The 21,033-nt window shown below is 63.9% G+C and carries 19 protein-coding genes and 1 tRNA gene; 17 read left to right on the top strand and 3 right to left on the bottom strand.

Features of this window, described 5'->3' with window-relative positions; translation table 11 throughout:
* The first annotated feature begins 53 nt into the window (after positions 1–53).
* The 3 genes from rplU (at position 54) to cgtA (ending at position 1,802) form a co-directional block, all read left to right on the top strand.
* Positions 54–368, top strand: coding sequence for a 50S ribosomal protein L21 (gene rplU / locus L2Y96_RS16040; RefSeq protein WP_247328164.1), 315 nt, complete (start codon positions 54–56; stop codon positions 366–368).
* A 21-nt stretch (positions 369–389) separates the two neighbouring features.
* On the top strand, positions 390–647 hold the full coding sequence (gene rpmA, locus L2Y96_RS16035) for a 50S ribosomal protein L27 (protein WP_072321611.1): 258 nt from the start codon (positions 390–392) through the stop codon (positions 645–647).
* An 87-nt stretch (positions 648–734) separates the two neighbouring features.
* On the top strand, positions 735–1,802 hold the full coding sequence (cgtA, locus tag L2Y96_RS16030; protein WP_247328162.1) for an Obg family GTPase CgtA: 1,068 nt from the start codon (positions 735–737) through the stop codon (positions 1,800–1,802).
* Positions 1,803–1,995: 193 nt separating this feature from the next.
* On the opposite strand, the gene rpsT is transcribed toward cgtA, so the two are convergent.
* Positions 1,996–2,259: a 30S ribosomal protein S20 gene (gene rpsT, locus L2Y96_RS16025; RefSeq protein WP_090052307.1), complete on the bottom strand. Its 264-nt coding sequence runs from the start codon at positions 2,257–2,259 to the stop codon at positions 1,996–1,998.
* A 201-nt stretch (positions 2,260–2,460) separates the two neighbouring features.
* Here rpsT and murJ point away from each other — a divergent pair, with 201 nt between their 5' ends.
* The 6 genes from murJ (at position 2,461) to L2Y96_RS15995 (ending at position 9,630) form a co-directional block, all read left to right on the top strand.
* Positions 2,461–4,068: a murein biosynthesis integral membrane protein MurJ gene (gene murJ, locus L2Y96_RS16020; RefSeq protein ID WP_247328161.1), complete on the top strand. Its 1,608-nt coding sequence runs from the start codon at positions 2,461–2,463 to the stop codon at positions 4,066–4,068.
* A gap of 85 nt (positions 4,069–4,153) precedes the next feature.
* Positions 4,154–5,110, top strand: coding sequence for a bifunctional riboflavin kinase/FAD synthetase (locus L2Y96_RS16015; protein WP_247328160.1), 957 nt, complete (start codon positions 4,154–4,156; stop codon positions 5,108–5,110).
* Between the two features lie 19 nt (positions 5,111–5,129).
* Positions 5,130–7,991, top strand: coding sequence for an isoleucine--tRNA ligase (gene ileS, locus L2Y96_RS16010; RefSeq protein WP_247328159.1), 2,862 nt, complete (start codon positions 5,130–5,132; stop codon positions 7,989–7,991).
* 35 nt (positions 7,992–8,026) lie between these two features.
* A complete protein-coding gene (gene lspA / locus L2Y96_RS16005; RefSeq protein ID WP_247328157.1) occupies positions 8,027–8,521 on the top strand; it encodes a signal peptidase II in 495 nt (164 codons plus the stop codon).
* Between the two features lie 48 nt (positions 8,522–8,569).
* A complete protein-coding gene (ispH, locus tag L2Y96_RS16000) occupies positions 8,570–9,511 on the top strand; it encodes a 4-hydroxy-3-methylbut-2-enyl diphosphate reductase (RefSeq protein WP_247328155.1) in 942 nt (313 codons plus the stop codon).
* Positions 9,512–9,554: 43 nt separating this feature from the next.
* Positions 9,555–9,630: transfer RNA gene (locus L2Y96_RS15995), tRNA-Thr, on the top strand.
* Between the two features lie 112 nt (positions 9,631–9,742).
* Here the strand turns inward: L2Y96_RS15995 and L2Y96_RS15990 are convergent.
* On the bottom strand, positions 9,743–10,174 hold the full coding sequence (locus tag L2Y96_RS15990; protein WP_247328154.1) for a hypothetical protein: 432 nt from the start codon (positions 10,172–10,174) through the stop codon (positions 9,743–9,745).
* A gap of 114 nt (positions 10,175–10,288) precedes the next feature.
* Here L2Y96_RS15990 and L2Y96_RS15985 point away from each other — a divergent pair, with 114 nt between their 5' ends.
* Entirely contained in the window at positions 10,289–10,849 is a 561-nt protein-coding gene (locus tag L2Y96_RS15985) for a GNAT family N-acetyltransferase (RefSeq protein WP_247328152.1), read from the top strand.
* Positions 10,850–11,187: 338 nt separating this feature from the next.
* On the opposite strand, the gene L2Y96_RS15980 is transcribed toward L2Y96_RS15985, so the two are convergent.
* Positions 11,188–11,451: a hypothetical protein gene (locus tag L2Y96_RS15980; protein ID WP_247328150.1), complete on the bottom strand. Its 264-nt coding sequence runs from the start codon at positions 11,449–11,451 to the stop codon at positions 11,188–11,190.
* A gap of 202 nt (positions 11,452–11,653) precedes the next feature.
* On the opposite strand from L2Y96_RS15980, the gene pilV reads away from it, so the two are divergent.
* The 7 genes from pilV to L2Y96_RS15940 are packed head-to-tail and all read left to right on the top strand — an operon-like array spanning position 11,654 to position 21,004.
* The gene (gene pilV, locus L2Y96_RS15975) at positions 11,654–12,160 is read left to right on the top strand and encodes a type IV pilus modification protein PilV (protein WP_247328148.1); all 507 of its coding nucleotides are present in this window, start codon (positions 11,654–11,656) and stop codon (positions 12,158–12,160) included.
* Between the two features lie 11 nt (positions 12,161–12,171).
* Positions 12,172–13,290 carry a PilW family protein gene (locus tag L2Y96_RS15970; RefSeq protein WP_247328146.1) on the top strand — a complete coding sequence of 373 codons (1,119 nt, stop codon included), beginning with the start codon at positions 12,172–12,174 and terminating at the stop codon, positions 13,288–13,290.
* 5 nt (positions 13,291–13,295) lie between these two features.
* A complete protein-coding gene (locus L2Y96_RS15965) occupies positions 13,296–13,985 on the top strand; it encodes a pilus assembly PilX family protein (RefSeq protein WP_247328144.1) in 690 nt (229 codons plus the stop codon).
* A 17-nt stretch (positions 13,986–14,002) separates the two neighbouring features.
* The gene (locus tag L2Y96_RS15960; protein ID WP_247328141.1) at positions 14,003–19,543 is read left to right on the top strand and encodes a pilus assembly protein; all 5,541 of its coding nucleotides are present in this window, start codon (positions 14,003–14,005) and stop codon (positions 19,541–19,543) included.
* On the top strand, positions 19,543–19,974 hold the full coding sequence (locus L2Y96_RS15950) for a type IV pilin protein (protein ID WP_283248843.1): 432 nt from the start codon (positions 19,543–19,545) through the stop codon (positions 19,972–19,974). The genes L2Y96_RS15960 and L2Y96_RS15950 overlap by 1 nt, the downstream gene beginning before the upstream one ends.
* Positions 19,971–20,405, top strand: coding sequence for a DUF4124 domain-containing protein (locus L2Y96_RS15945; protein ID WP_247328139.1), 435 nt, complete (start codon positions 19,971–19,973; stop codon positions 20,403–20,405). Before L2Y96_RS15950 ends, L2Y96_RS15945 begins: the two co-directional genes overlap by 4 nt.
* The gene (locus tag L2Y96_RS15940; RefSeq protein WP_247328136.1) at positions 20,402–21,004 is read left to right on the top strand and encodes a GspH/FimT family pseudopilin; all 603 of its coding nucleotides are present in this window, start codon (positions 20,402–20,404) and stop codon (positions 21,002–21,004) included. Before L2Y96_RS15945 ends, L2Y96_RS15940 begins: the two co-directional genes overlap by 4 nt.
* Positions 21,005–21,033 lie beyond the last annotated feature (29 nt).

The raw sequence follows: 21,033 nt of genomic DNA, 5'->3' as shown, positions 1-21,033 counted from the left end.
CGGTTCGTAACACCCGTAACACCCTAAAAAGAACTACATAATCAGGAACAGTCATGAGCTACGCAGTCATTAAGACCGGTGGCAAGCAGTACCGCGTGATGCAGGGCGAAGTCCTGCGCGTGGAGCTGCTCCCCGCCGAAGTCGATTCGACCTTCACGTTCGAAGAGGTTCTCCTCGTCGGCGAAGGTGAGTCGATCACCGTTGGTGCCCCGCTCGTCGCCGGCGCCACTGTCAGCGCCAAGGTCCGTGCACACGGCCGCGCCGATAAGATCCGCATCATCAAGTTCCGCCGCCGCAAGCACTACAAGCGTCAGCAGGGCCACCGTCAGCATTACACCGAAATCGAGATCACGGGCATCAACGCCTGAGTCGCCGGAGGATATTGAGTCATGGCACATAAAAAAGGCGTAGGTTCCAGCCGTAACGGTCGCGATTCGAACCCGAAGTATCTCGGTGTGAAGATCTATGGCGGCCAGGCTGTTGAAGCCGGCAACATCATCGTTCGTCAGCGTGGCACCAAGTTCCACGCCGGCGTGGGCGTCGGCCTCGGCCGCGACCACACCCTGTTCGCCCTGGTCGACGGCACCGTGTCGTTCAAGACCCGCGGCGACAAGGGTCGCAAGTTCGTCGACGTCGTCCAGGCGTAATTCGCCACGACGCGATAGCGAAGGCCCCGCCCCACGGCGGGGCTTTTCGTTTGTAAGGCCCCCCGATTCACTGCCCAGGTTCTCCCCATGAAATTCGTCGACGAAGCCCAGATTCGAGTCACAGCCGGTAGCGGCGGCAATGGCTGCGCCAGCTTTCGCCGCGAAAAATTCATTCCGTTTGGCGGCCCCGATGGTGGCGACGGCGGTGATGGTGGTTCCGTGTGGCTGGTGGCCGATGAAGGCCTGAACACGCTGGTCGATTTCCGCCACATGCGCCAGTTCAAGGCCCCGCGCGGCCAGAACGGCATGGGCAGCCAGATGTATGGCAAGGGCGGCGAAGACATCGCCATCCGCGTGCCGGTGGGTACCGTGGTCACCAACGTCGATACCGACGAAGTGATCGGCGACCTTACCGCCAACGGCCAGCGCCTGAAGGTCGCCGAAGGCGGTCGTGGCGGCCTGGGCAACATCCATTTCAAGAGCTCGGTGAACCGCGCGCCGCGCAAGGCTACCCCGGGCACGCCCGGCGAAGTCCGCGACCTGAAGATGGAGCTTCGCCTGCTCGCCGACGTGGGCCTGCTGGGCTTCCCGAACGCCGGCAAGAGCACCTTTATCCGCGCCGTGTCGGCTGCGACCCCGCGCGTCGCTGATTACCCGTTCACCACGCTGCACCCGAACCTGGGTGTCGTGCGCATCGGTACCGACCAGAGCTTCGTGGTCGCCGACATTCCCGGCATCATCGAAGGTGCGGCCGAAGGCGCAGGCCTCGGTATCCAGTTCCTCCGTCACGTCTCGCGCACCAGCCTGCTGCTGCACGTGGTGGATATCCGCCCCATCGACGGTTCCGACCCGGTGGAGCAGGTGCAGACCATTGAGCGCGAACTCGCTAGCTTCGATACCGAACTGGTCGATCGCCCGCGTTGGCTCGTCATCAACAAGATGGACGTGTTCGACGACGAGGAAGAGCTCGAGGCCGCCGCTAACGACATCGTGAACCGCCTCGGCTGGACGGCCCCGTCGTTCCTGATCTCCGCCGCCGGTCAGCAGGGTACCCGCGAAGTCTGCCTGCAGGTCCAGCAGTTCTTCGACGCTGAGCGCGCCGCCCGCAAGCTCGATCAGGAAGCCAGCGACGACGTGCGCATGCGCAGCGAATAACCCCTGCCCCGTAGGAGCCCACCCTGTGGGCGACGCCGTTCGCGATAACGCCACAGGGCCTGTAGCGGTGGGGCGAAAGATGTCGCCCACAGGGTGGGCTTCTACCGGTGTATCAGTGTTTCGGCCCGGGTGTTGGGCAACAAAAAAGCCGGCTTGCGCCGGCTTTTCTGTGAACAGCGATGTCGCGCAGGCTTTAAGCCAGGTCGCGGATCTTCGCGTTCAGGCGGCTCTTGTGACGAGCAGCCTTGTTCTTGTGGATCAGGCCACGGGCGGCGTAGCGGTCCATGACCGGCACGGCGACGGCGTAAGCCGAGGCAGCAGCTGCCTTATCCTTGGCGTCGATCGCCTTGACGACCTTCTTCAGTGCGGAACGCACCATGGAACGCGCGCTGACGTTGCGCAGCCGGCGCTGCTCCGACTGACGCGCACGCTTCTTCGCGGACTTGATGTTGGCCAAGGTAAAGCTCCAGAGTTCGGTGGGTTTTAAAAAAGACGCCCATTGTGCGGCCAAAATGGGGCTGCGTCAATAGGTTAGCCCCCCGCGGGAAGCCCGGCCGGGAGCGCTCTCCCGGACTGCCCGGGAAAATTCAGAATGAGGACTGTCCCGCGCCCGCCCGCCTTTGTCAAACTAGCGGTTTACCGGCAGCCCCAGGTACGGATGAAAGCCCCCAGCCTCTTACGCAGCATGCTGTCCTTCAGCAGCATGACCATGGTTTCGCGTGTGCTCGGCCTGGTCCGCGATATGTCGATCGCTCATTCGTTCGGCGCCAACGCGGCCACCGATGCGTTTTTCGTGGCGTTCCGCATCCCGAACTTCATGCGCCGGCTCTTCGCCGAGGGCTCTTTTTCCACGGCTTTCGTGCCGGTCTTCACCGAGGTTAAGGAAACCCGCACGCACGGGGATCTGAAGGACCTGATGGCGAAGACCTCGGGCACCTTGGGTGGCGTACTGCTGCTGGTGACGGCCATCGGCATCATCTTCGCGCCCCAGGTCACGACGCTGTTTTCGCCCGGCTCCGTCAACGAGCCAGGCAAGTTCGATCTCACCGTCGATCTGCTCCGCCTGACGTTCCCGTTCCTTCTGTTCGTGTCGCTGACGGCGCTGAGCGGCGGGGCGCTTAACAGTTTCCATCGCTTTGGCCTGCCGGCTCTGACGCCGGTGATCCTCAACCTGTGCATGATCGCAGGCGCGCTGTGGCTGGCGCCCATGCTGCACACGCCTATCATGGCGATGGGCTGGGCGATCCTGGTGGCGGGCGTGCTCCAGCTGGCATTCCAGCTCCCCGCGCTGCGCCAGCTCGATCTGCTGACCCTGCCGCGCTGGGGCTGGCAGTCGCCGGATGTGCGCCGGATCATGCGCCTGATGGTGCCGACCCTGTTTGGCTCCTCGGTGGCGCAGATCAACCTGCTGCTGGATACGATCATCGCCTCGCTGCTGATTGCTGGCTCGCAGAGTTGGCTCTCCCAGGCTGACCGCTTCCTGGAGCTGCCGCTGGGCGTGTTCGGCGTGGCCCTGGGCACGGTGATCCTGCCCTCGCTCTCACGCCACCACGTGGCCAGCGATCGGGACGGGTTCTCCCGCGCCCTCGACTGGGGCCTGCGGACCACGCTGCTGATCGCGGTGCCGGCCATGTTCGCCCTGATGATCCTTTCGTTCCCGCTGGTGGCCACGATCTTCCAGAACGGCCGGTTCACCGCGTTCGATACGAAGATGGCCTCGCTGTCGATCACGGCCCTCAGCTTTGGCCTGCCGGCATTCGCCATGGTGAAGGTGGTGCTTCCGGCGTTCTACGCCCGCAAGGATACGAAGACCCCGGTGCGCGCTGGCGTGGCTTCGCTGGTCTCTAACATGGTCCTTAACGTGCTGTGCCTGGCCCTGCTGGTCACCCTGTGGGGCACCCCGGCGCAGAAGGACGGTTCCTGGCTGCAGGCCATCGCGACGATCCCGGGCCTGCACATGGCCCTGGGCATGGCCAGCGCCATCGCCAGCTATATCAACCTGGGTCTGCTCTGGCGCTGGCTGGGGAAGGCAGGCGTCTACGAGCGCCAGCCCGGCTGGCCCCGGCATATCCTCCGCCTCGCCGTCGCCTGTGCCGTGATGTCCGCCGTGCTTCTGGCTGGCCTGTACGTCTGGCCGGAGTGGAGTGGGGTCGAGAAGTGGACGCGAGTAGGGCGCCTGGCCGTGCTGGTTTGTGCCGGCGGCGGCTCGTATGTGGCGGCCCTCTTCGCCATGGGTTTCCGCCCTAACGAGCTCCGCGCCCGCTAAGGCTGCGCACGCATTGTGCGGCGCAATGGGGCCGCTATACTGGCCCGATGGCTTTTATTCCGCATCGACCCCAAGGCGGCCGCGCATGACGCTGCGACTCCATCGCGACGTGGACGGCGCGTGCCTCACGCCGCAGGGCAGCGTGGTCGCGATCGGCGCCTTCGACGGCCTGCATCTCGGCCACCAGGCCATCCTTGCCGAGGTGCGCCAGCGCGCCGCGGCACAGGGCCTGGCGCCTGCCGTCATCACCTTTGATCCGCTGCCGCGCGCCTTCTTCTCGAAGGAGCCCGTGCCGCGTCTTTCCGGCGTCCGCGAAAAGGCGGAAGGCATGACCGCCGCCGGTATCGTCGAGCTGCTCTCCCTGCGCTTTGACGAAGCCCTGACCCAGATGTCCGCCGAGGATTTCGTGCGCAGGGTGATCGTCGGCCGCCTGGCCGCCCGCGAGGTATGGGTGGGCGAGGATTTCCGCTTCGGCCATCGCCGCGGCGGCGATTTCGCGCTGCTCCAGGCCATGGGTACCGAGCTGGGCTTCACCGCCCATGCCGTGGCGCCGGTGCTGGTGGATGGCGAGCGGGTGTCGTCGTCGAAGGTCCGTACGCTGCTGGCCGAGAGTCGCTTCGCCGATGCCACGACGCTGCTGGGCCGCCCGTTCGTCATCGACGGCCACGTGGAGCACGGTAAGCAGCTCGGGCGCGAACTCGGTTACCCCACCGCCAACATCCACCTGCGCGACCGCGTGAGCCCCATCCAGGGCATCTTCGCCGTGCGCATTGGCATTGGCGACGGCCCGTGCAGCTGGCCCGGTGTGGCCAGCCTGGGCTTCCGCCCCACGGTGAACGAAGTGCGCGAGCCCCTGCTCGAAGCGCACCTGTTCGATTTCTCCGGCGATCTCTACGGCCAGCGCATCGGCGTGGAGTTCGTCCGCAAGCTCAGGGATGAAGAAAAATTCGACGGCCTGGAAGCCCTGACCGTACAGATGCGGCAGGATGAAAAGGACGCCCGGAAGGCTCTGGGGATGAACCCCATCCTTGCCGATGCATGACATACCACGGTTGCCAGCGATGACCCAGGACTACAAGAACACGATCAACCTGCCGCAGACGGAATTCCCGATGCGCGGCGACCTGCCCAAGCGCGAGCCGAACTGGCTGGCGAATTGGGAGCGGGTGGGCCGCTACCAGCAGATCCAGGAAAAGACCGCCGGCCGCGACAAGGTGTTCGTGCTGCACGACGGCCCGCCGTATGCGAACGGCGCCATCCACCTTGGCCATGCGGTCAACAAGGTGCTGAAGGACGTCATCGTCAAGTCGAAGCTGATTGCCGGTTACCGTGCGCCTTACGTGCCGGGCTGGGATTGCCACGGCCTGCCGATTGAAATCGCGATCGAAAAGAAGTTCGGCAAAGCGGGCGACAAGCTCGATGCCGCCGCGTTCCGCCAGAAGTGCCGCGAATACGCGCTTGCGCAGATCGACCTGCAGCGCGCCGACTTCAAGCGCCTTGGTGTCCTGGGTGACTGGGAAAAGCCGTACCGCACGCTCGATTTCACCTACGAAGCCGACATGATCCGCGCGCTGGCGCGCATCGTCGATAACGGCCACGTGGTGCGCGGCGCCAAGCCGGTGTACTGGTGCTTCGATTGCGGCTCGGCGCTGGCCGAGGCGGAGATCGAATACGCCGACAAGACCTCGCCCGCCGTGGACGTGGCGTACGACGCCGTGTATCCGAAGGAAATGGGTGCCGAGTTCGGTGTTGAGGTGGGTGACGCGATCATCGCGGTGCCCATCTGGACCACGACCCCGTGGACGCTGCCGTCCAGCCAGGCCGTCTCGCTGGGTGGCGAAATCGAATACTCGCTGGTCGAAGGCCCGTCGCGCGACGGCAAGCGCGTCCTGCTCGTGATCGCGTCGGCGCTCGCGGAGAAGGCGCTCGCCCGTTATGGCGTGGAAGGCGATGTGGTCGTGCTCGGCCGCAAGCAGGGCGCGGCGCTGGAGAACCAGCAGCTCAAGCACCCGTTCTACGACAAGCACGTGCCCATCATCCTCGGCGACCACGTGTCGGATGAGGACGGTACCGGTGCCGTCCATACCGCGCCCGACCACGGCGCGGAAGACTTTGCCGTGGGCCAGCAGTACGGCATCGGCACGCTGAATTACGTGGATGGCCGCGGTGTATATCGCGCCGACCTGCCGCTCGCGGGTGACGTCACCTTCGCCGGCATGCACATCTGGAAGGGCAACGACGCCATCGTTGACTTGCTGCGCTCGCGCGGCGTGTTGCTGGCGTTCGCGAAGCTCACCCACAGCTACCCGCATTGCTGGCGCCACAAGACGCCGGTGATCTATCGCGCCACGCCGCAGTGGTTCATCGGCATGGAAACGGCCGGCCTGCGCGATACCGCGCTTACCTCGATCAAGAGCGTGCGCTGGGTGCCCGCATGGGGCGAAGAACGCATCCGCGGCATGGTCGAAGGCCGCCCGGACTGGTGCATCTCGCGTCAGCGCACCTGGGGCGTGCCCATCACGCTGTTCGTCGACAAGAACACCCACGAGCCGCACCCGGATTCCGTGCCGCTCATGGAGAAGGTGGCGCAGAAGGTCGCCCACGAGGGCATCGATAGCTGGTTCACCCTGGATCCGCGCGAACTGCTGGGCGATGACGCCGACAAGTACGAAAAGGTCACCGACGTCCTCGACGTGTGGTTTGACTCAGGCGTAAGCCACTTCGCGGTCGTGGGCCAGCGCCCCGAGCTGCAGGCGGGCAACGCCAGCGAATACAAGGTCATGTACCTCGAAGGCTCGGATCAGCATCGCGGCTGGTTCCAGTCGTCGCTGCTCACCTCGGCTGCCATCCACGGCCGGGCGCCTTACGACCATGTGCTGACCCACGGCTTCACCGTGGATGCGCAGGGCCGCAAGATGTCCAAGTCGCTGGGCAACGGCATCGAGCCGCAGGACATCATGAAGACCCTGGGCGCGGACATCCTGCGCCTGTGGATCTCCTCGACCGACTACCGCAACGAAATGTCGCTGTCGGACGAGATCCTGAAGCGCGTGGCGGATACCTACCGCCGCATTCGCAACACCGCGCGCTTCCTGCTCGGCAACCTCGACGGCTTCAACCCGGACAAGGATCTCCTTGCGACGGACGCCTGCCTGCCGCTCGACCAGTGGGCCGTGCAGCAGGCCGCCGACACGCAGGCCGCCATCATTGCGGCGTACGAGCGTTACGACTTCCCCGAGATCGTCCAGCGTGTGCAGAACTTCTGCACCACGGAGCTCGGCGCGTTGTACCTCGACGTCACGAAGGACCGCCTGTACACGATGCCGACGGAAAGCCGTGGCCGTCGCAGCGCGCAGAGCGCGATGTACCGGATCGCCGAGGCGATGGTGCGCTGGATCGCGCCTATGCTGAGCTTCACGGCCGAAGAGATCTGGCAGCATCTGCCAGGCTCGCGTGGCGAATCCGTGCTGTTCGAGACCTTCTACGAAGGCCTCGACGTGCGCCAGGATGCGGAGAGCCGTGCGTGGTGGAGCAAGCTGCTCACCATTCGCGAGACCGCATCGCGCGTGCTTGAAGGTATGCGCAAGGCGGGTCAGATCGGCGCTTCGCTCGATGCCACGATCACGCTGCATGCCGACCTCGCTACGCAGTCGGCGCTGGCGGAGTCGGCCAGCGAGCTGCGCTTCTTCTTCATCACCTCCGACGTGGTGCTGGCGCCGCTCGAAGGTCGTCCGGCCAACGCCGAAAAGGTGGAGCTGGAGGAGGGCGAGGTCTACGTGTCCGCCGCCGTCACCGATTGGGCCAAGTGCATTCGTTGCTGGCAGCACCAGCCCGACGTGGGCCACGACCCGGCCCACCCGGAAATCTGCGGCCGTTGCGTTGAAAACGTGGCCGGCCCTGGCGAAGACCGCCGCTGGTTCTAAACCAGCGGGGGTTAACTTATCTACTGGCTTTCTGAATGACTGAACGACCCCGCCCCAACGCGCTTAGCTGGCTCTGGCTCACCCTGGGCCTGATCGTGGCCGACCAGCTCACCAAGTGGTGGGCGCTGGTCGCGCTGCAGCCGGCCGAGACGCCGCACCCGGTCATTCCCGGCATCCTGAACTGGACGCTCACGTTCAACACGGGCGCCGCGTTCAGTTTCCTGGCGGACAGCGCAGGCTGGCAGCGCTGGTTCTTCGCTGCGCTGGCCGTGGGTATCAGTGCCGTGCTGGCGGTGTGGCTTTCCCGTACCCCGCGCCGCGATTGGCGTACGGCCGTCCCGTTGGCGATGATCATTTCCGGTGCACTGGGCAATCTCATTGACCGCGTATACGCCGCCAAGGTCACCGATTTCATCCAGGTTTATCTCGGTAGCTACCCGTTCCCGGTGTTCAACGTGGCCGATTGCGCCATTTCCGTCGGCGCGGCCGGCCTCATCGTGTTCAGCCTGTTCCAGCCCAAAGCCCGGTAGGAGCGCGCTTGCGCGCGATCCCCCCGCACCCATGCGATAATCGCCAGCATGGATATCCTCCTCGCTAACCCCCGCGGCTTCTGCGCCGGCGTCGATCGCGCCATCGCCATCGTCGAGCGTGCGCTCGAGTCATACGGCGCGCCGATCTACGTCCGCCACGAAGTGGTGCACAACCGCTACGTCGTCGAGCGCCTGCGCGCCGATGGCGCCGTGTTCGTCGAAGAGCTCGACGAAGTGCCGGATAACTCCACCGTTATCTTCAGCGCCCACGGCGTGCCCAAGGCCGTCCGTGAGGAAGCCGACCGCCGTGGCCTGCGCGTCTTCGACGCCACGTGCCCGCTGGTCACCAAGGTGCATATGGAGGTCGCCCGCCTGGGTCGCGCGGGCCACGACGTGGTCCTGATCGGCCACGCCGGCCACCCCGAGGTGGAAGGCACGATGGGGCAGTGGAACCGGGGCAACCCGGGCAATATCTATCTGGTCGAATCGGTCGAGGACGTGGCGGAACTGGTGCCCGGCCAGCCGGAAAAGCTCGCCTTCGTCACCCAGACGACGCTGTCGGTCGATGACACCATCGCCATCATCAAGGCCTTGCGCGCCAAGTTCGCTTCCATCGAAGGTCCGCGCAAGGACGATATCTGCTACGCCACGCAGAACCGCCAGGACGCCGTGCGTCGCCTGGCCGATGCGGTCGACCTCGTGCTGGTCGTCGGTTCCGTGAACAGCTCCAATTCCAATCGCCTGCGCGAGCTGGCGGAGAAGCAGGGCGTTCCGTCCTATCTCATCGATGGCGCGGAACACATCGAGAAGGCCTGGATTGAGGGCAGGACCCGTATCGGCGTCACTGCAGGTGCCTCCGCACCCGAGAAGCTGGTGAAGGAAGTCATCGCCCGCCTGCAATCGTGGGGCGCCGGCTCGGTCAGCGAGCTGGATGGCGAGGCCGAGAGCATCACGTTCGCGCTGCCCAAGGAATTGCGCCTGGCCTCCTGAGGCCTTGCACAGGGGGCTCATGTCCCCTAGAATTCCGCGTCTCGCCGGAATAGCTCAGTTGGTAGAGCGCGTCATTCGTAATGATGAGGTCGTAGGTTCGATTCCTATTTCCGGCACCAAACACTTCCCCGATTGCCGTGGCGCGTTCGTGGAAGCAATGGAAAAACCCGCTAGCGCGGGTTTTTTTTTGCCCTGTAGGAGCGCGCTTGCGCGCGATCCAGTCCTGCCAGATCACGCTGCGGCGCGTGCTCCCTGGGCCAGGTAACGCAGCCCGATCGACAGCGCCATGTCATAGCCCGCGGCCGCATCGCCCGGCACCACCACGCTCACCAGCGAAGGGTGCCCCGGCGCGAGCGCGCAGGCATCGGTTTCCCGGCTGTCATCGTGGATCTCGATGTATGGGACGGGCAGGGCAGACAGTGCCTCGCGTACGCAGGCCACCTGGCTGGCCGGCACCATGTCGGCATCCACATCGAGCAACACAAGCTCCGCATCATTGCTGGCGCTCAGGCAGCTGCCCAGTTCGGCGAAGTCCCTGCACGGCCGCCAGCACAGGTCCACGCCGGCCGACTGCGCGCGCTCCCACAACCTGCACATGGCTGCATCGGCGAGCGGCGCACCTTGTGCATCGCCGCACGGGCCTGTGATCACGAGGATCGACATCGGTGGTGTTCCCTTGGAAAGGTGCGGCCAGTATCTTGGTGGGATGCGTAAAAACGCTGCCCGGCACGGGCGGTTTTTGGGTAACAGCTGCGTAAAAACATGTGCGAGGGATGCATGCAAGCGACACAGGATATGGCGATCGACACGGCGCGCCTGCGCCTGAATCGGCTGGAACCGGGTGATGCACCCGTGTTGTTTGGGTACCGCGGTGACGATGCCGTGGCCCGCTACCAGGGCTGGAAACCGGCCAGCCTCGCCGAGGCCGAAACCTTCATCGATGGGCAGCTGGAACTGCCATTCGGTACGAAGGATTCGTGGTGCCAGCTTGCCGTGCGCGACCGCATCACGGGTGAACTGGTCGGGGATCTGGGCGTGCACTTCCCGGCGTCGACGAACGATCCCATCGAGTTTGGGCTATCGCTGCGGCCGGATCGGCAGGGCAGGGGCTACGCCCGCGAAGCCATGGCCGCCATGCTCGATCTCGCGTTCAGGGAATGGGGTTACCGCCGGTCCGTCGGTTCCGTCGACCCAAGGAATGTCGCGAGCATCGCGCTGCTGCGCTCGCTCGGGTTTCGCCAGGAAGCCCATCACGTGGAAAGCTATTTCTTCCGCGGGGAATGGGTGGATGACGTGATCTACGCCATGCTGGCACGTGAGTGGCAACGCCCCAGCTGAACCGAGCGCTGCGTTTTGCCTGAAACGTGCATGCCGCCCGGGCGTGGGAACACGGGGCGTTCATCGCTGCGGTACTTACACTGCTGGCCAGCCGGCAGGACGGGCAGCGCCGGCTCGCCTAACCACGAGTGGAACCTCATGGATCATCCAGTGCACCGCTACCGGGGCTATGAAATCCTCTGTAGCGAGACGGGCTACACCGTTATACAGGGCGGGGCGGAAGTCCTTAACGTGGGTGCGCAAGACGCTACCCCGGCGTTGAGGGACTGTGATTCCGTGGACGACCTGCTCCGGCACGCCGAGCAGGCAGTTGATGCACTGATCGAGCAGAGCTGACCTTAGGCGGCGCTGGCCAGCCGGGCCAGTGCCGACGGGGTCGGCGGCGGCAGGTGGGCAAGCGCGCCGGCGGGCAGGAAGCGCCAATCCGCCAACCGGCGTGGCAGGCGGGCGGCCGGCTGGGTTTCACGCAGGCTGCGCACCGCTTCGTCGGCCGTATCGAACCGGCCCAACTCCTGGTCGGCGCACAGTGCTCGCCAACGCCGGCCATGGCTGACGATGCGGTAGAGCGCTTCATGGGCGGTGTGGACGTATTGCGCTAGCACGGTCGGGCACTCCTGCGGGACCGGGGTATTTTCGCGGCCGGGTCGTGACCGTCGTGTTATTCCCGGGCTACGGCCTCATGGCAATGGCCTTGGGCGGCCGCCTACCGCTTATCGGCATTCTCTGACCGCACGTCGGCGCGCGCTGGCATTCCCGATCAGACGAGCTACGTTGCATCTGTCCGAAAGGTTGGGGGGAGCCAACGTGGCCCATATCACGACGCTGCGCGCCGAGCGCGGCGTGTCGCTTATCGAAGTCATGGTCGCCGTGCTGGTCTTCAGCGTTGGCCTGCTCGGTATTGCCATGCTGCAGATGCGCGGCGCGCAGTTCACCAAGGATTCGAGCTCGCGGACCGCCGCCATCGTGCTGGCTCGCAGCCTCGCCGAGTCCATGCGGGCCAATGCGTCGGTCGCGATCCCCGCCGATGGCAGCGCTAGCGCCTACCTGTACGACGGGTCGAAGACCTATTCGAAGGACGACTGCGCCACGACCAACCTGACGACCCCGGCCGACGTCGCCAAGCGCGACCTGGCCTGCTGGCAACTCGCCTTGGCCGCCAACCTCCCCCCGCCGCCGACTGGCGGCAAGGTCGCCACGGTGACCAAGGACGCCTCGTTGGGCACGTTGGTCATCCGCGTCTCATGGACCGGCGTCGCGGATAACGCGGATGCCAGCGCCAGCCAGTCCTACAGCTTCACGTACCTGCAATGAGGCCCCACACCATGCGTAAACAGTCGGGCTTCTCCCTTGTCGAACTGATGATCGCGCTGGTCATTGGCCTGATCGTGGTCGGCGGCCTTGTCAGCGTGCTTATGGCCAGCCGGCAGGCCTTCACCTTGCAGCAGTCGAACAATTTCAACCAGGAAAACATCCGCTTCGCTTCGGCAAGGCTTTCGTGGTCGTTGCGCATGGCGGATTTCTGGGGTGGTACCAAGCCCGACAAGATCACGGCCCTGACGGATACCGCCGGCATTGGCGGTGATGGCGACTGCAACGGCGCATTCGTCATGAGCGTTGGCCCCGGCGCCATGCAGAATGGTGTCTACGGTTACGACGGCGGTGAAGACTTTCCGATCAAGGATTGCGTGGACCCGGCGAACTACGTCAAGGGCTCCGATGTCCTCGTGGTGCGCTATGCCGATGTGATCGGCTACGACCCGGACAAGGGTCCCGATACGCAGGATTTCAATGGCGACGCCAGCGCCGTGCCCAACACCACGAGCGTGTTCCTCGTGGCAGGCCTTGGCCAGCAGGCGGCGCTGTTCCGCAAGGATGCCGCCGTACCCGCCGCACCGCTTTCGGTCACGTCTGGTCGCTACGTATACCCCTATCAGTTCGAGATGTACTACCTGCGTCCGTGCGCTGACCTGGGAGGGGCTGACAAGTGCAGCGCTACCTCGGATGGCGGCGCGCCCTCACCATCGCTGGTACGGATGCGCATGGACGCCACGGGCAAGCTCGTTTCCGAAGTGGTCGTGGATGGTATTGAACAGCTCTCCTTCGAATACGCCTCGCGGGTTGATAACGGCGCGAACCCGCCGGGGCAGACCGCGTTCGGGCCCGCCGCCACGACCGACTGGCAGAACGTGACCCAGGTGCGGACGACGTTCGTGGCACGCGCCGCATCGCGCGACATGTCGATCAAGCACTCGGGCGAGTTCGACCTGACCGGGCACTGTGCCTACAAGATCGACGATACCGGCGCGGTCTCTTACCCGGATACAGCCGTCACAAACGGTTGCAGCAAGGCACTTTCCGGCGCCTATGGCGACCAGCCCCAACAGTACGCACGCATCCTCAGCCAGCAGGTCGTGCTCCTCCGTAACCGGGTGAGGGGATAATGCCCATGCCACGCCACCACGCCATGCATGCACAGCGCGGTATCGCGCTTTTCATCGGCATGGTTTTCCTGCTGATCCTTTCGATCGTGGCCGTGATGGCCATGCGCGGCACCCTGGTCGAGATGCGCCTGGGTTCGAACACGGCTCGCCACGAAGAAGCGTTTGAGGCATCGGAAGCCCTGCGCAGCGTGCCACTGTCCCTGTTTGACCAGCACGTGTTTGAACGCGGCTGGCCGAGCGCCATGGGCGGCACGGTGAACGATTCGGAGTTCACCTTCAGCACGCAGATGGCCCCGACGCTCTACAGCAAGCTGGCGACGGCGCTGCAGAAGGACTGCGAAGGGAAGGTAAGCCTCTTCTACGGCCCCCTGCAGGGGGCCTGCGCTGGCGGCACGCTGCCGAAGGAAACCCTGTATGACGCGACGACCTGGCACCCCGATGTAGTGCTGGCCGTCTGCGATTCGTCGTCGTCCACGTGCTCGGCCAACATGACGGCCCAGATCGCCGTGGTGCCGGATGGTTCCGTGCTCAAGTCGGGTGCGGGTGGTGCGCAGGCGGCCGGTTACCGTGGCCTGGGCATCGGCTCGGCGGGCGGTGGGGCAGCCTTGTACTTCGAAATTCGCAGTGTCGCGCAGGTGCCGGGTAACGGTGTCGCGATCACGCATACGCAATACGAGCAGACGATCCGTAACTGATCGCCCAAGGACTAGTGATGAATCTTTTTCGCCTCACCCGATCCGGATTGTTCGCTGGCGCGTTTGCCGCGATCGTCGGCACGCTGTTCGCCGGCGTGCCCGAAGCCCACGCCACCTCGATCTCGCCGACCAACCAGCAGGCAGGTGCCTACGCGGTGGATCCGCCGCTGGGCGTCGCGGGTGCCGCGCCGCTCGTCATGCTGAACCTCTCGCGTGACCACCAGTTGTTTTACAAGGCGTATAACGACTTCACCGATCTTGACAACGATCAGGTGATCGACACGACTTACAAGAATTCCGTCAATTACGCGGGCTACTTCGATAACACCAAGTGCTATACGTACAGCGCTACCGATGGCTATTTCTCGCCTTCGGCGTTGGCCACGGGTCATTACTGCACATCTGCGTGGTCGGGCAACTTCCTGAACTGGGTGTCGATGACCCGTATGGACGAAGTTCGCCAGATTCTTTACGGCGGCTATCGTTCCACCGATGATGCTTCGTCAACCGGCAAGACGATCCTCGAACGCGCGCACCTTCCGATGGATGCGCACTCGTTCGCGAAGTACTACAACGGCTCGGACATCAATCAGCTCACGACGTTCAGCCCTACGGCGGTCGCCGCGTATTCGACCTCAAAAGTGGGCGATATCTTCTACTCCGGTAACGGCACCTACAGCGAAAATAGTAATAATTACTGGCTCCTTCGCACGAAGAAATTTCCCGGAGCCCTTGCGGGGCAGCCCGGTGATCAGTTCCGTTTCGAAGGTACGAGCACGGCGGGCACGTTGACGCTTGATGCGCCGCTTCGGTACCTCAACTACTCGTGGCAGGATGGTAACGGCAAGTGGCTTGCTGGCGCCGATTCGTCCTACGTCACCAATGCCAACAAGGACCGCGCCGAATTTCGCGTTCAGGCAGGGATGTTCAGCGGCAGCCTGGCTGCCTCGTGCGGTACGGTCGATAGCTGCCTGAAAATCCTGGGCGGCATGTCGTCGTGGAAGGTAACCAACCTGACGCGCCAGGGTGGTATCAGCTTCTGCAACACGACTCCCGTGGGAACCAACAGCCCGACCACGTCGCAGGGCGATACGTCCGCCCCGTTGATTCGTGTCGCCGTGGGTGACATGGCGCTTTGGGCGTCGAACGAAAGCAAGCAATGCCAGTGGCGTAGCGAGGCTTCAGTGGCGCAGGGTGGCTTCGCTGACGGCCTCTTTAGTAACGGCAACCGTTATGCTTTTTCCGGCTTGAGTTCGGCGGCCGAAAATCCTGCAAACACCGGTGTTAACGGTACGGATTGGGCGCAGCTCAACGCTCGCGTGCGTGTCTGCGTCGCCAACCTCCTTGGTGCCGAGAACTGCAAGAAGTATCCGGACGACAAGGCCGCGACGCCGACACTCAAACCGGTGGGCCTCCTGCAAAAGTACGGTGAGGCGGGCACGATCAAGTTTGGCCTGGTGACGCCGAGCTTCGACAAGAATGCATCGGGCGGCGTGCTGCGTGCGGCGCTTCCCGATGCGGGTACGAACACGGGCGACTTTATCTCCAACGAAATCGACCCGGCCACGGGCGTCATTCGTACCGATAGCGGTATCAAGGGCATCATCAAGAACGTCAACGCGCTTCGCATCTACGGGTACCTTTATAACAACGGCAACAACTACGGCGCGACCGGCGCCAACGGTTGTACGTACCAGCAGATCGGCATTTCCTCGGCCGCCAGTCCTCCGTCAGGCTACGTTAAAGAAGGTAACTGCTCGTCGTGGGGTAACCCGATGGCGGAAAGCTATATTGAAACCTTGCGTTACCTGGCCGGCAAGGCAGCGCCGAACGATGCGTTCAAATCCGGTACCGAAGACGCCACGATCGGCCTGACCGTCGCGACGTGGAACAAGCCCGTCACCCAGGCCAACTTCTGTGCTGCGCTGAACGTCATTAACTTCAACGCGAGCTCGCTGAGCTACGATACCGACCAGACAACGGGCTTCGATGACCTGAATACCGGGCGGAGCGTCTCAGCCTGGACCGACCTGGTCGGCACGGGAGAGGGCATCAACGGCAATTCCTGGTTCGTGGGTAACGTGACCAACGGTACGCAGGATTCGCTGTGCTCGGCGAAGACCATTTCCGGCCTGAGCGCGGCTTACGGCATCTGCCCCGAGTCGCCGGCGTTGCAAGGCGGGTACCTGATGGCGGGCGCGGCATACGGCGCGCACATCAACCGGATCATGGACCTCGGCAAGGATCCGTCGACGAACGAGGACATCGTGCCGGCCGACGACCGCACATCGCTCAAGGTGAACACCTTCGGCGTGCAGCTGGCGACGAATACGCCGACGATCCGCATCGCGGTCCCTGGCTCGAAGAGCCAGTTCATCACCATCATTCCCGCTTACCGCTTGAAGGTGGGAAATGGTATCGGCGGGGGTCAGCTGGTTGATTTCAAGATCCTGAGCCAGACCACGACGGCGACAACCAACAGCGGCAAGTTCTACGCGGTTTGGGAAGACAGCTTCGCCGGTGGTGATTACGACCAGGACATGTGGGGCACCATCACCTATGAGATCACCAAGGACACGGTGAAGATCACGACCAAGCCGGTGGCTGCCTCGACGACCAACGGGCAGGGCTTCGGCTACGTCATTTCGGGCACGACCCAGGATGGTCCGCACTTCCATTCGGGGATCTATAACTTCCAGTACAAGGATCCCACGAGCATCAAGGTCCAGGACACGAGCGGCAATTCGTTGCTGGGCAATGGCGTCATCGATAACGGCGGTGGTTGCAATAACTGCCAGGTCACCGACCCTGCGACGGTGGGTGTCTACAAGGTGGGCAGCACCAATGCGTCTGCGTTGAGCGATCCGCTGCTTTACGCCGCGAAGTGGGGTGGCTTCCGCGCGGATCCCACCAAGCCGGACGGCACGGATACCCCGGCGAACGACGCGGATCCGAATGACATCACCAAGTGGAGCAGCGCAGGCAACGGCGGCGTACCGGATAACTACTTCCTCGTCACCGATCCGGGCAAGCTGCAGACCTCGCTGGATGCGCTCTTCCGCAAGATCCTCGCGAAGGTGGCATCGGGTACGGCGGCTGCCACGGTAGCGACAAGTGCCAACGGCACTGGCGTGACGTACCAGGCCCTCTACGAAGGTGAGCGTACCGATACGTCGGGCCGTCGCGCGACCTGGATTGGCTCGCTGACCGGCCTGTGGACCGACCAGCACGGCCTGCTGCGCGAAGATGGCAACCACAACGGGCAGCTCGACGACTACAACACCGACCCGGTCATCACGTATACCTACCAGACCGGTGGCGGTAAGACGGTGGCTAACCGCTTCTCGTCGTCGAGCAATGACACGTTCATTCCATCGGGCTCCACGATCGTGGAACTCAGTGATCTCAATACGCTGTGGAACGTGCGCACCCAGTTGTTCGACCCCGCCATGGTCGCGGGTACCCAGCGCACGTATACCACCGCCGAGACCCCGGCAAACGGTCGGTATGTCTTCACGTGGATCGACTCAAACCTCAACGGCAAGGTGGATGCCGGTGAAGTCGTGCCGTTTGCCTGGGATTCCGCGGGCAAGACGTCCTTTAACTCGAACAACTTCCGCTACCTCAACACCAATACGGCCGCAGAAGCGCAAAACATCATCAGCTGGATCCGTGGTGTAGAAGTCTCGGGCATGCGCAACCGCACGGTCGATTTCGGCACGGCGACGGCGCAGCTGGGTCGTGTCGCGCGCCTTGGCGATATTGTTAACTCGACGCCGCTGGCTGTCGGGGCGCCCTCCGAATCGTATGACCTCCTGTACAACGACAGTTCGTACGCCGCCTTCCGCGATTACTACCGCTACCGTCGCCAGATGGTTTACGTGGGCGCGAACGACGGCATGATCCATGCCTTCAATGGCGGCTTCTACAACACGAGCTGCCAGCGCTTCACGACCCAGCCCTCTGGCGCGGTGTGCACCGCGACCAACCACAACGTTGCCGACACGGTGGTCAAGGCAATGACCGCGCACCCGCTCGGTGCCGAGGTGTGGGCGTATGTACCGGGCAATGAACTACCGCACCTGCGCTGGCTGACGGATCCGAACTACTCGCACACGTACTACGTGGACGGCAGCCCGGTCGCCTTCGACGTGAAGACCTTCACGCCCGATGACACGGTGCACATCAATGGTTGGGGCACGGTGCTGGTGGTGCCGTTCCGCCTGGGTGGTGGTTCGATCACGGTACCGACGTCGACCGATACGAAGGACCCGAAGCCGTTCACGGCGCAGTCGTCTTACGTCGTGCTCGATGTGACCAATCCGGAGGCCCAGCCTCGCGTGTTGGCGGAGCTCAGCTTCCCGGGTACATGGACGACGTCCGCACCCGCGATGGCCGTGGTTCGCGACCCGTCGGATGCGAAGGATGCGCCGAACAAGTTCTTCCTCGCTCTTGGTTCTGGCCCGACGGACATCACTCGCGTCGGTTCGACCCAGAACCTGAAGGTGAATGTCTATGACATGGCGGACCTTACCGCCGCCACGCCGGCCATCAACCCGAAGGTGTTTGATCTCGGTACGGTGAACGAAGTCGGCAAGACCAGCTTCGCAGGCGATCTGATCGCTTCGGACTTCAATCTCGACGACAAGGCCGAGGCGTTCTACTTCGGCAGCGTCTTCGATCGCGGCTCGAACAACAGCGAGTTTGGCGGGCATTTCTGGAAGATCGCCATCAATGGTGATCCTGCGCCGGCGAACTGGACCGCTTCGCTGATGTTGAACATGTCGGATGCGACGCTCGCGCCAGCTGGCATGCCGGTGACTGTTCGCCCGACGCTGGCCCGCAACGACCGCGGCGCGCCGATGGCGTTCTTCGGTACCGGCCGACTGTTCAGCTCTACCGACAAGGCTACCGCAGGGCAGCAGCGCATCTTTGGCTTGATCGATACGTCGTTGCTGACGAGTGGCGATCCGCAGGCGAGTACCAAGGTGACGCTGTCTAACCTCGTCAACGTGACGGGATTGAACATCTTCGCGAACCAGTCCATCACCGGCACCGACGACAACCCACTCATCCCGAAGGGCACCGCTACCTTTGATGCGCTGCAGGCGATCTTCGATTCGTCGGGCGTCGCCGGCTGGTACCGGAATCTCCAGGTCAACAGCACCAACCCGTCCGAGCGCGTGGTGAGTGCCCAGACCCTGCTGGGCGACATCCTGCTGACCGCGACCTATATCCCGGGTACGTCGATCTGCACGGGCCTTGGCGCGTCGTACCTGATCGGTAGCAACTACAAGACGGGCACGGCCTCGCCGACGGCGCCGATCTTCGGCACGGGCTCCAACGGGCGCATTTCCGACTCGATGTCGCTTGGCCAGGGCATGCCGGCGCCGCCGTCCCTGCATGCGGGTGACAACACGTCGGACCGCAATGGCTCAAAGACGGTGACGGCCTGCACGCAGACGTCGACGGGTGCCATCGTCTGTAAGGACGTGGCGACGCTTAATCCGGTGACTAGCGGCGAGACGTCCTGGCGCGAACCCCTGGGGAACAAGTGATGGAACGCAACCTTCGTAGCCTGAAAGCGCGCGGCTTCACCTTGCTGGAGCTGGTGATCGTGGTGCTGATCATCTCGATCCTGGCGGCCGTGGCTATTCCGCAATACCGCCGCTACGTGGTGCGCTCGCATCGCGTGGACGCGCAGTCGGTATTGTCCGATCTTGGCGCCCGACAGGAGCGTTTCTACTACTCGAACAATGCGTACACGAACGATCTCACCAAGCTGAACGCGCAAAGCACCATGGCCGGTGAGTTGTACAGCATCGATATCCCGTCGGCGTCGTCGACGGGATATACCGTGAGGGCGACCGCAGAGGGTGCTCAGCAAAAGGACGACACCGCGTGCCAGACGCTGACGCTTACCAACCTGGGCGTACGCGGTTCCACCGGCTCCACCGCCAACGATCCCGCCTGCTGGAACCGCTCATGAAGCACTTAGCCGCTATCGTCCTCCTGAGCGCGGTCGTGTCTTCGGCCGTATCGGCACAGAGCACCAACGTCTACAAGTGGACCGATAGCTCGGGCGTCGTCCATTACGCCGACCAGCCGCCGCCGAACGAAAACGCCAGCCATATGCGGCTCAACGCGAAAGCGGCCGTGCCTTCGTCGCAGGCGGCAACCCCGGGGCAGCCGCAGCCGGCAGCGGGTTCCGATGCGAAATTGGCTTCGGCCGAAACGGCCGCACGCACGCGGAACTGCGAAAACGCGAAGGCGAATGCCTCTACGGTGGCCGGCAGTGCGATGGTGGTGAACAGCAGCGACCCGACCTCGGCCCGGCGCATGGACCAGGACGAACTGGAGGCCGCGCGCAATAATGCGAAGCGTGACGTGGCAGCGTGGTGCGATGGAGGTGCCAAGTGAGTGGCGGCCGTCGCGGTGCGCAGGGCTTTACGTTGGTCGAGCTGATGGTGACCATCACGGTGCTGGCGATCCTGTTGGCCATCGCTGCGCCATCTTTCGTCGATTTCGTCCGCCGGAACGACGTCAGCAGCAACACCAACGAGTTCCTCACGACCCTGCGCATGGCGCGCTCGACGGCCATCACCCGTAATATCTTCGTGTCGGTCTGCCCGTCGACGAACGCGACTGCGGATAAGCCCAGCTGCTCCGATTCGAAGGATTACAGTGCGGGCTACCTGGTTTACGTCGCGTCCGCAGCCGGCAAGGCGTACGAGGAAGGGAACGAGCTCGTACGCATCAATGAGGGTGCCCAGAAGGTGTCTATCATGGTCACCGACGCGGCGAAAATCATCACGTTCAACCCCCGCGGGGCATCCACGATCGGTACGTTTAGCGCGTTCCTGTGTGCCCGCCACGGCAACGAGACGGTGGGTGAAAGTACGGGCCGGGCCACCGGGCGCCGCTTCGATGTCCAGGCCTCCGGCCGCGCTGGCGTGGTCGAGCTGCCGGCGCAAGCCGGCGACGCCGCGTCGGGCTCCTGCAGCCCGGGGACTGGTTGACTGGGGTTGACTGAACCCGTATGATTCGC

Source organism: Luteibacter aegosomaticola (genome assembly GCF_023078475.1).
GTDB classification, from domain to species: Bacteria; Pseudomonadota; Gammaproteobacteria; order Xanthomonadales; family Rhodanobacteraceae; genus Luteibacter; species Luteibacter aegosomaticola.
The sequence above is the reverse complement of the archived record's forward strand: the minus strand, read 5'-3'. Positions and strand labels throughout refer to the sequence as shown.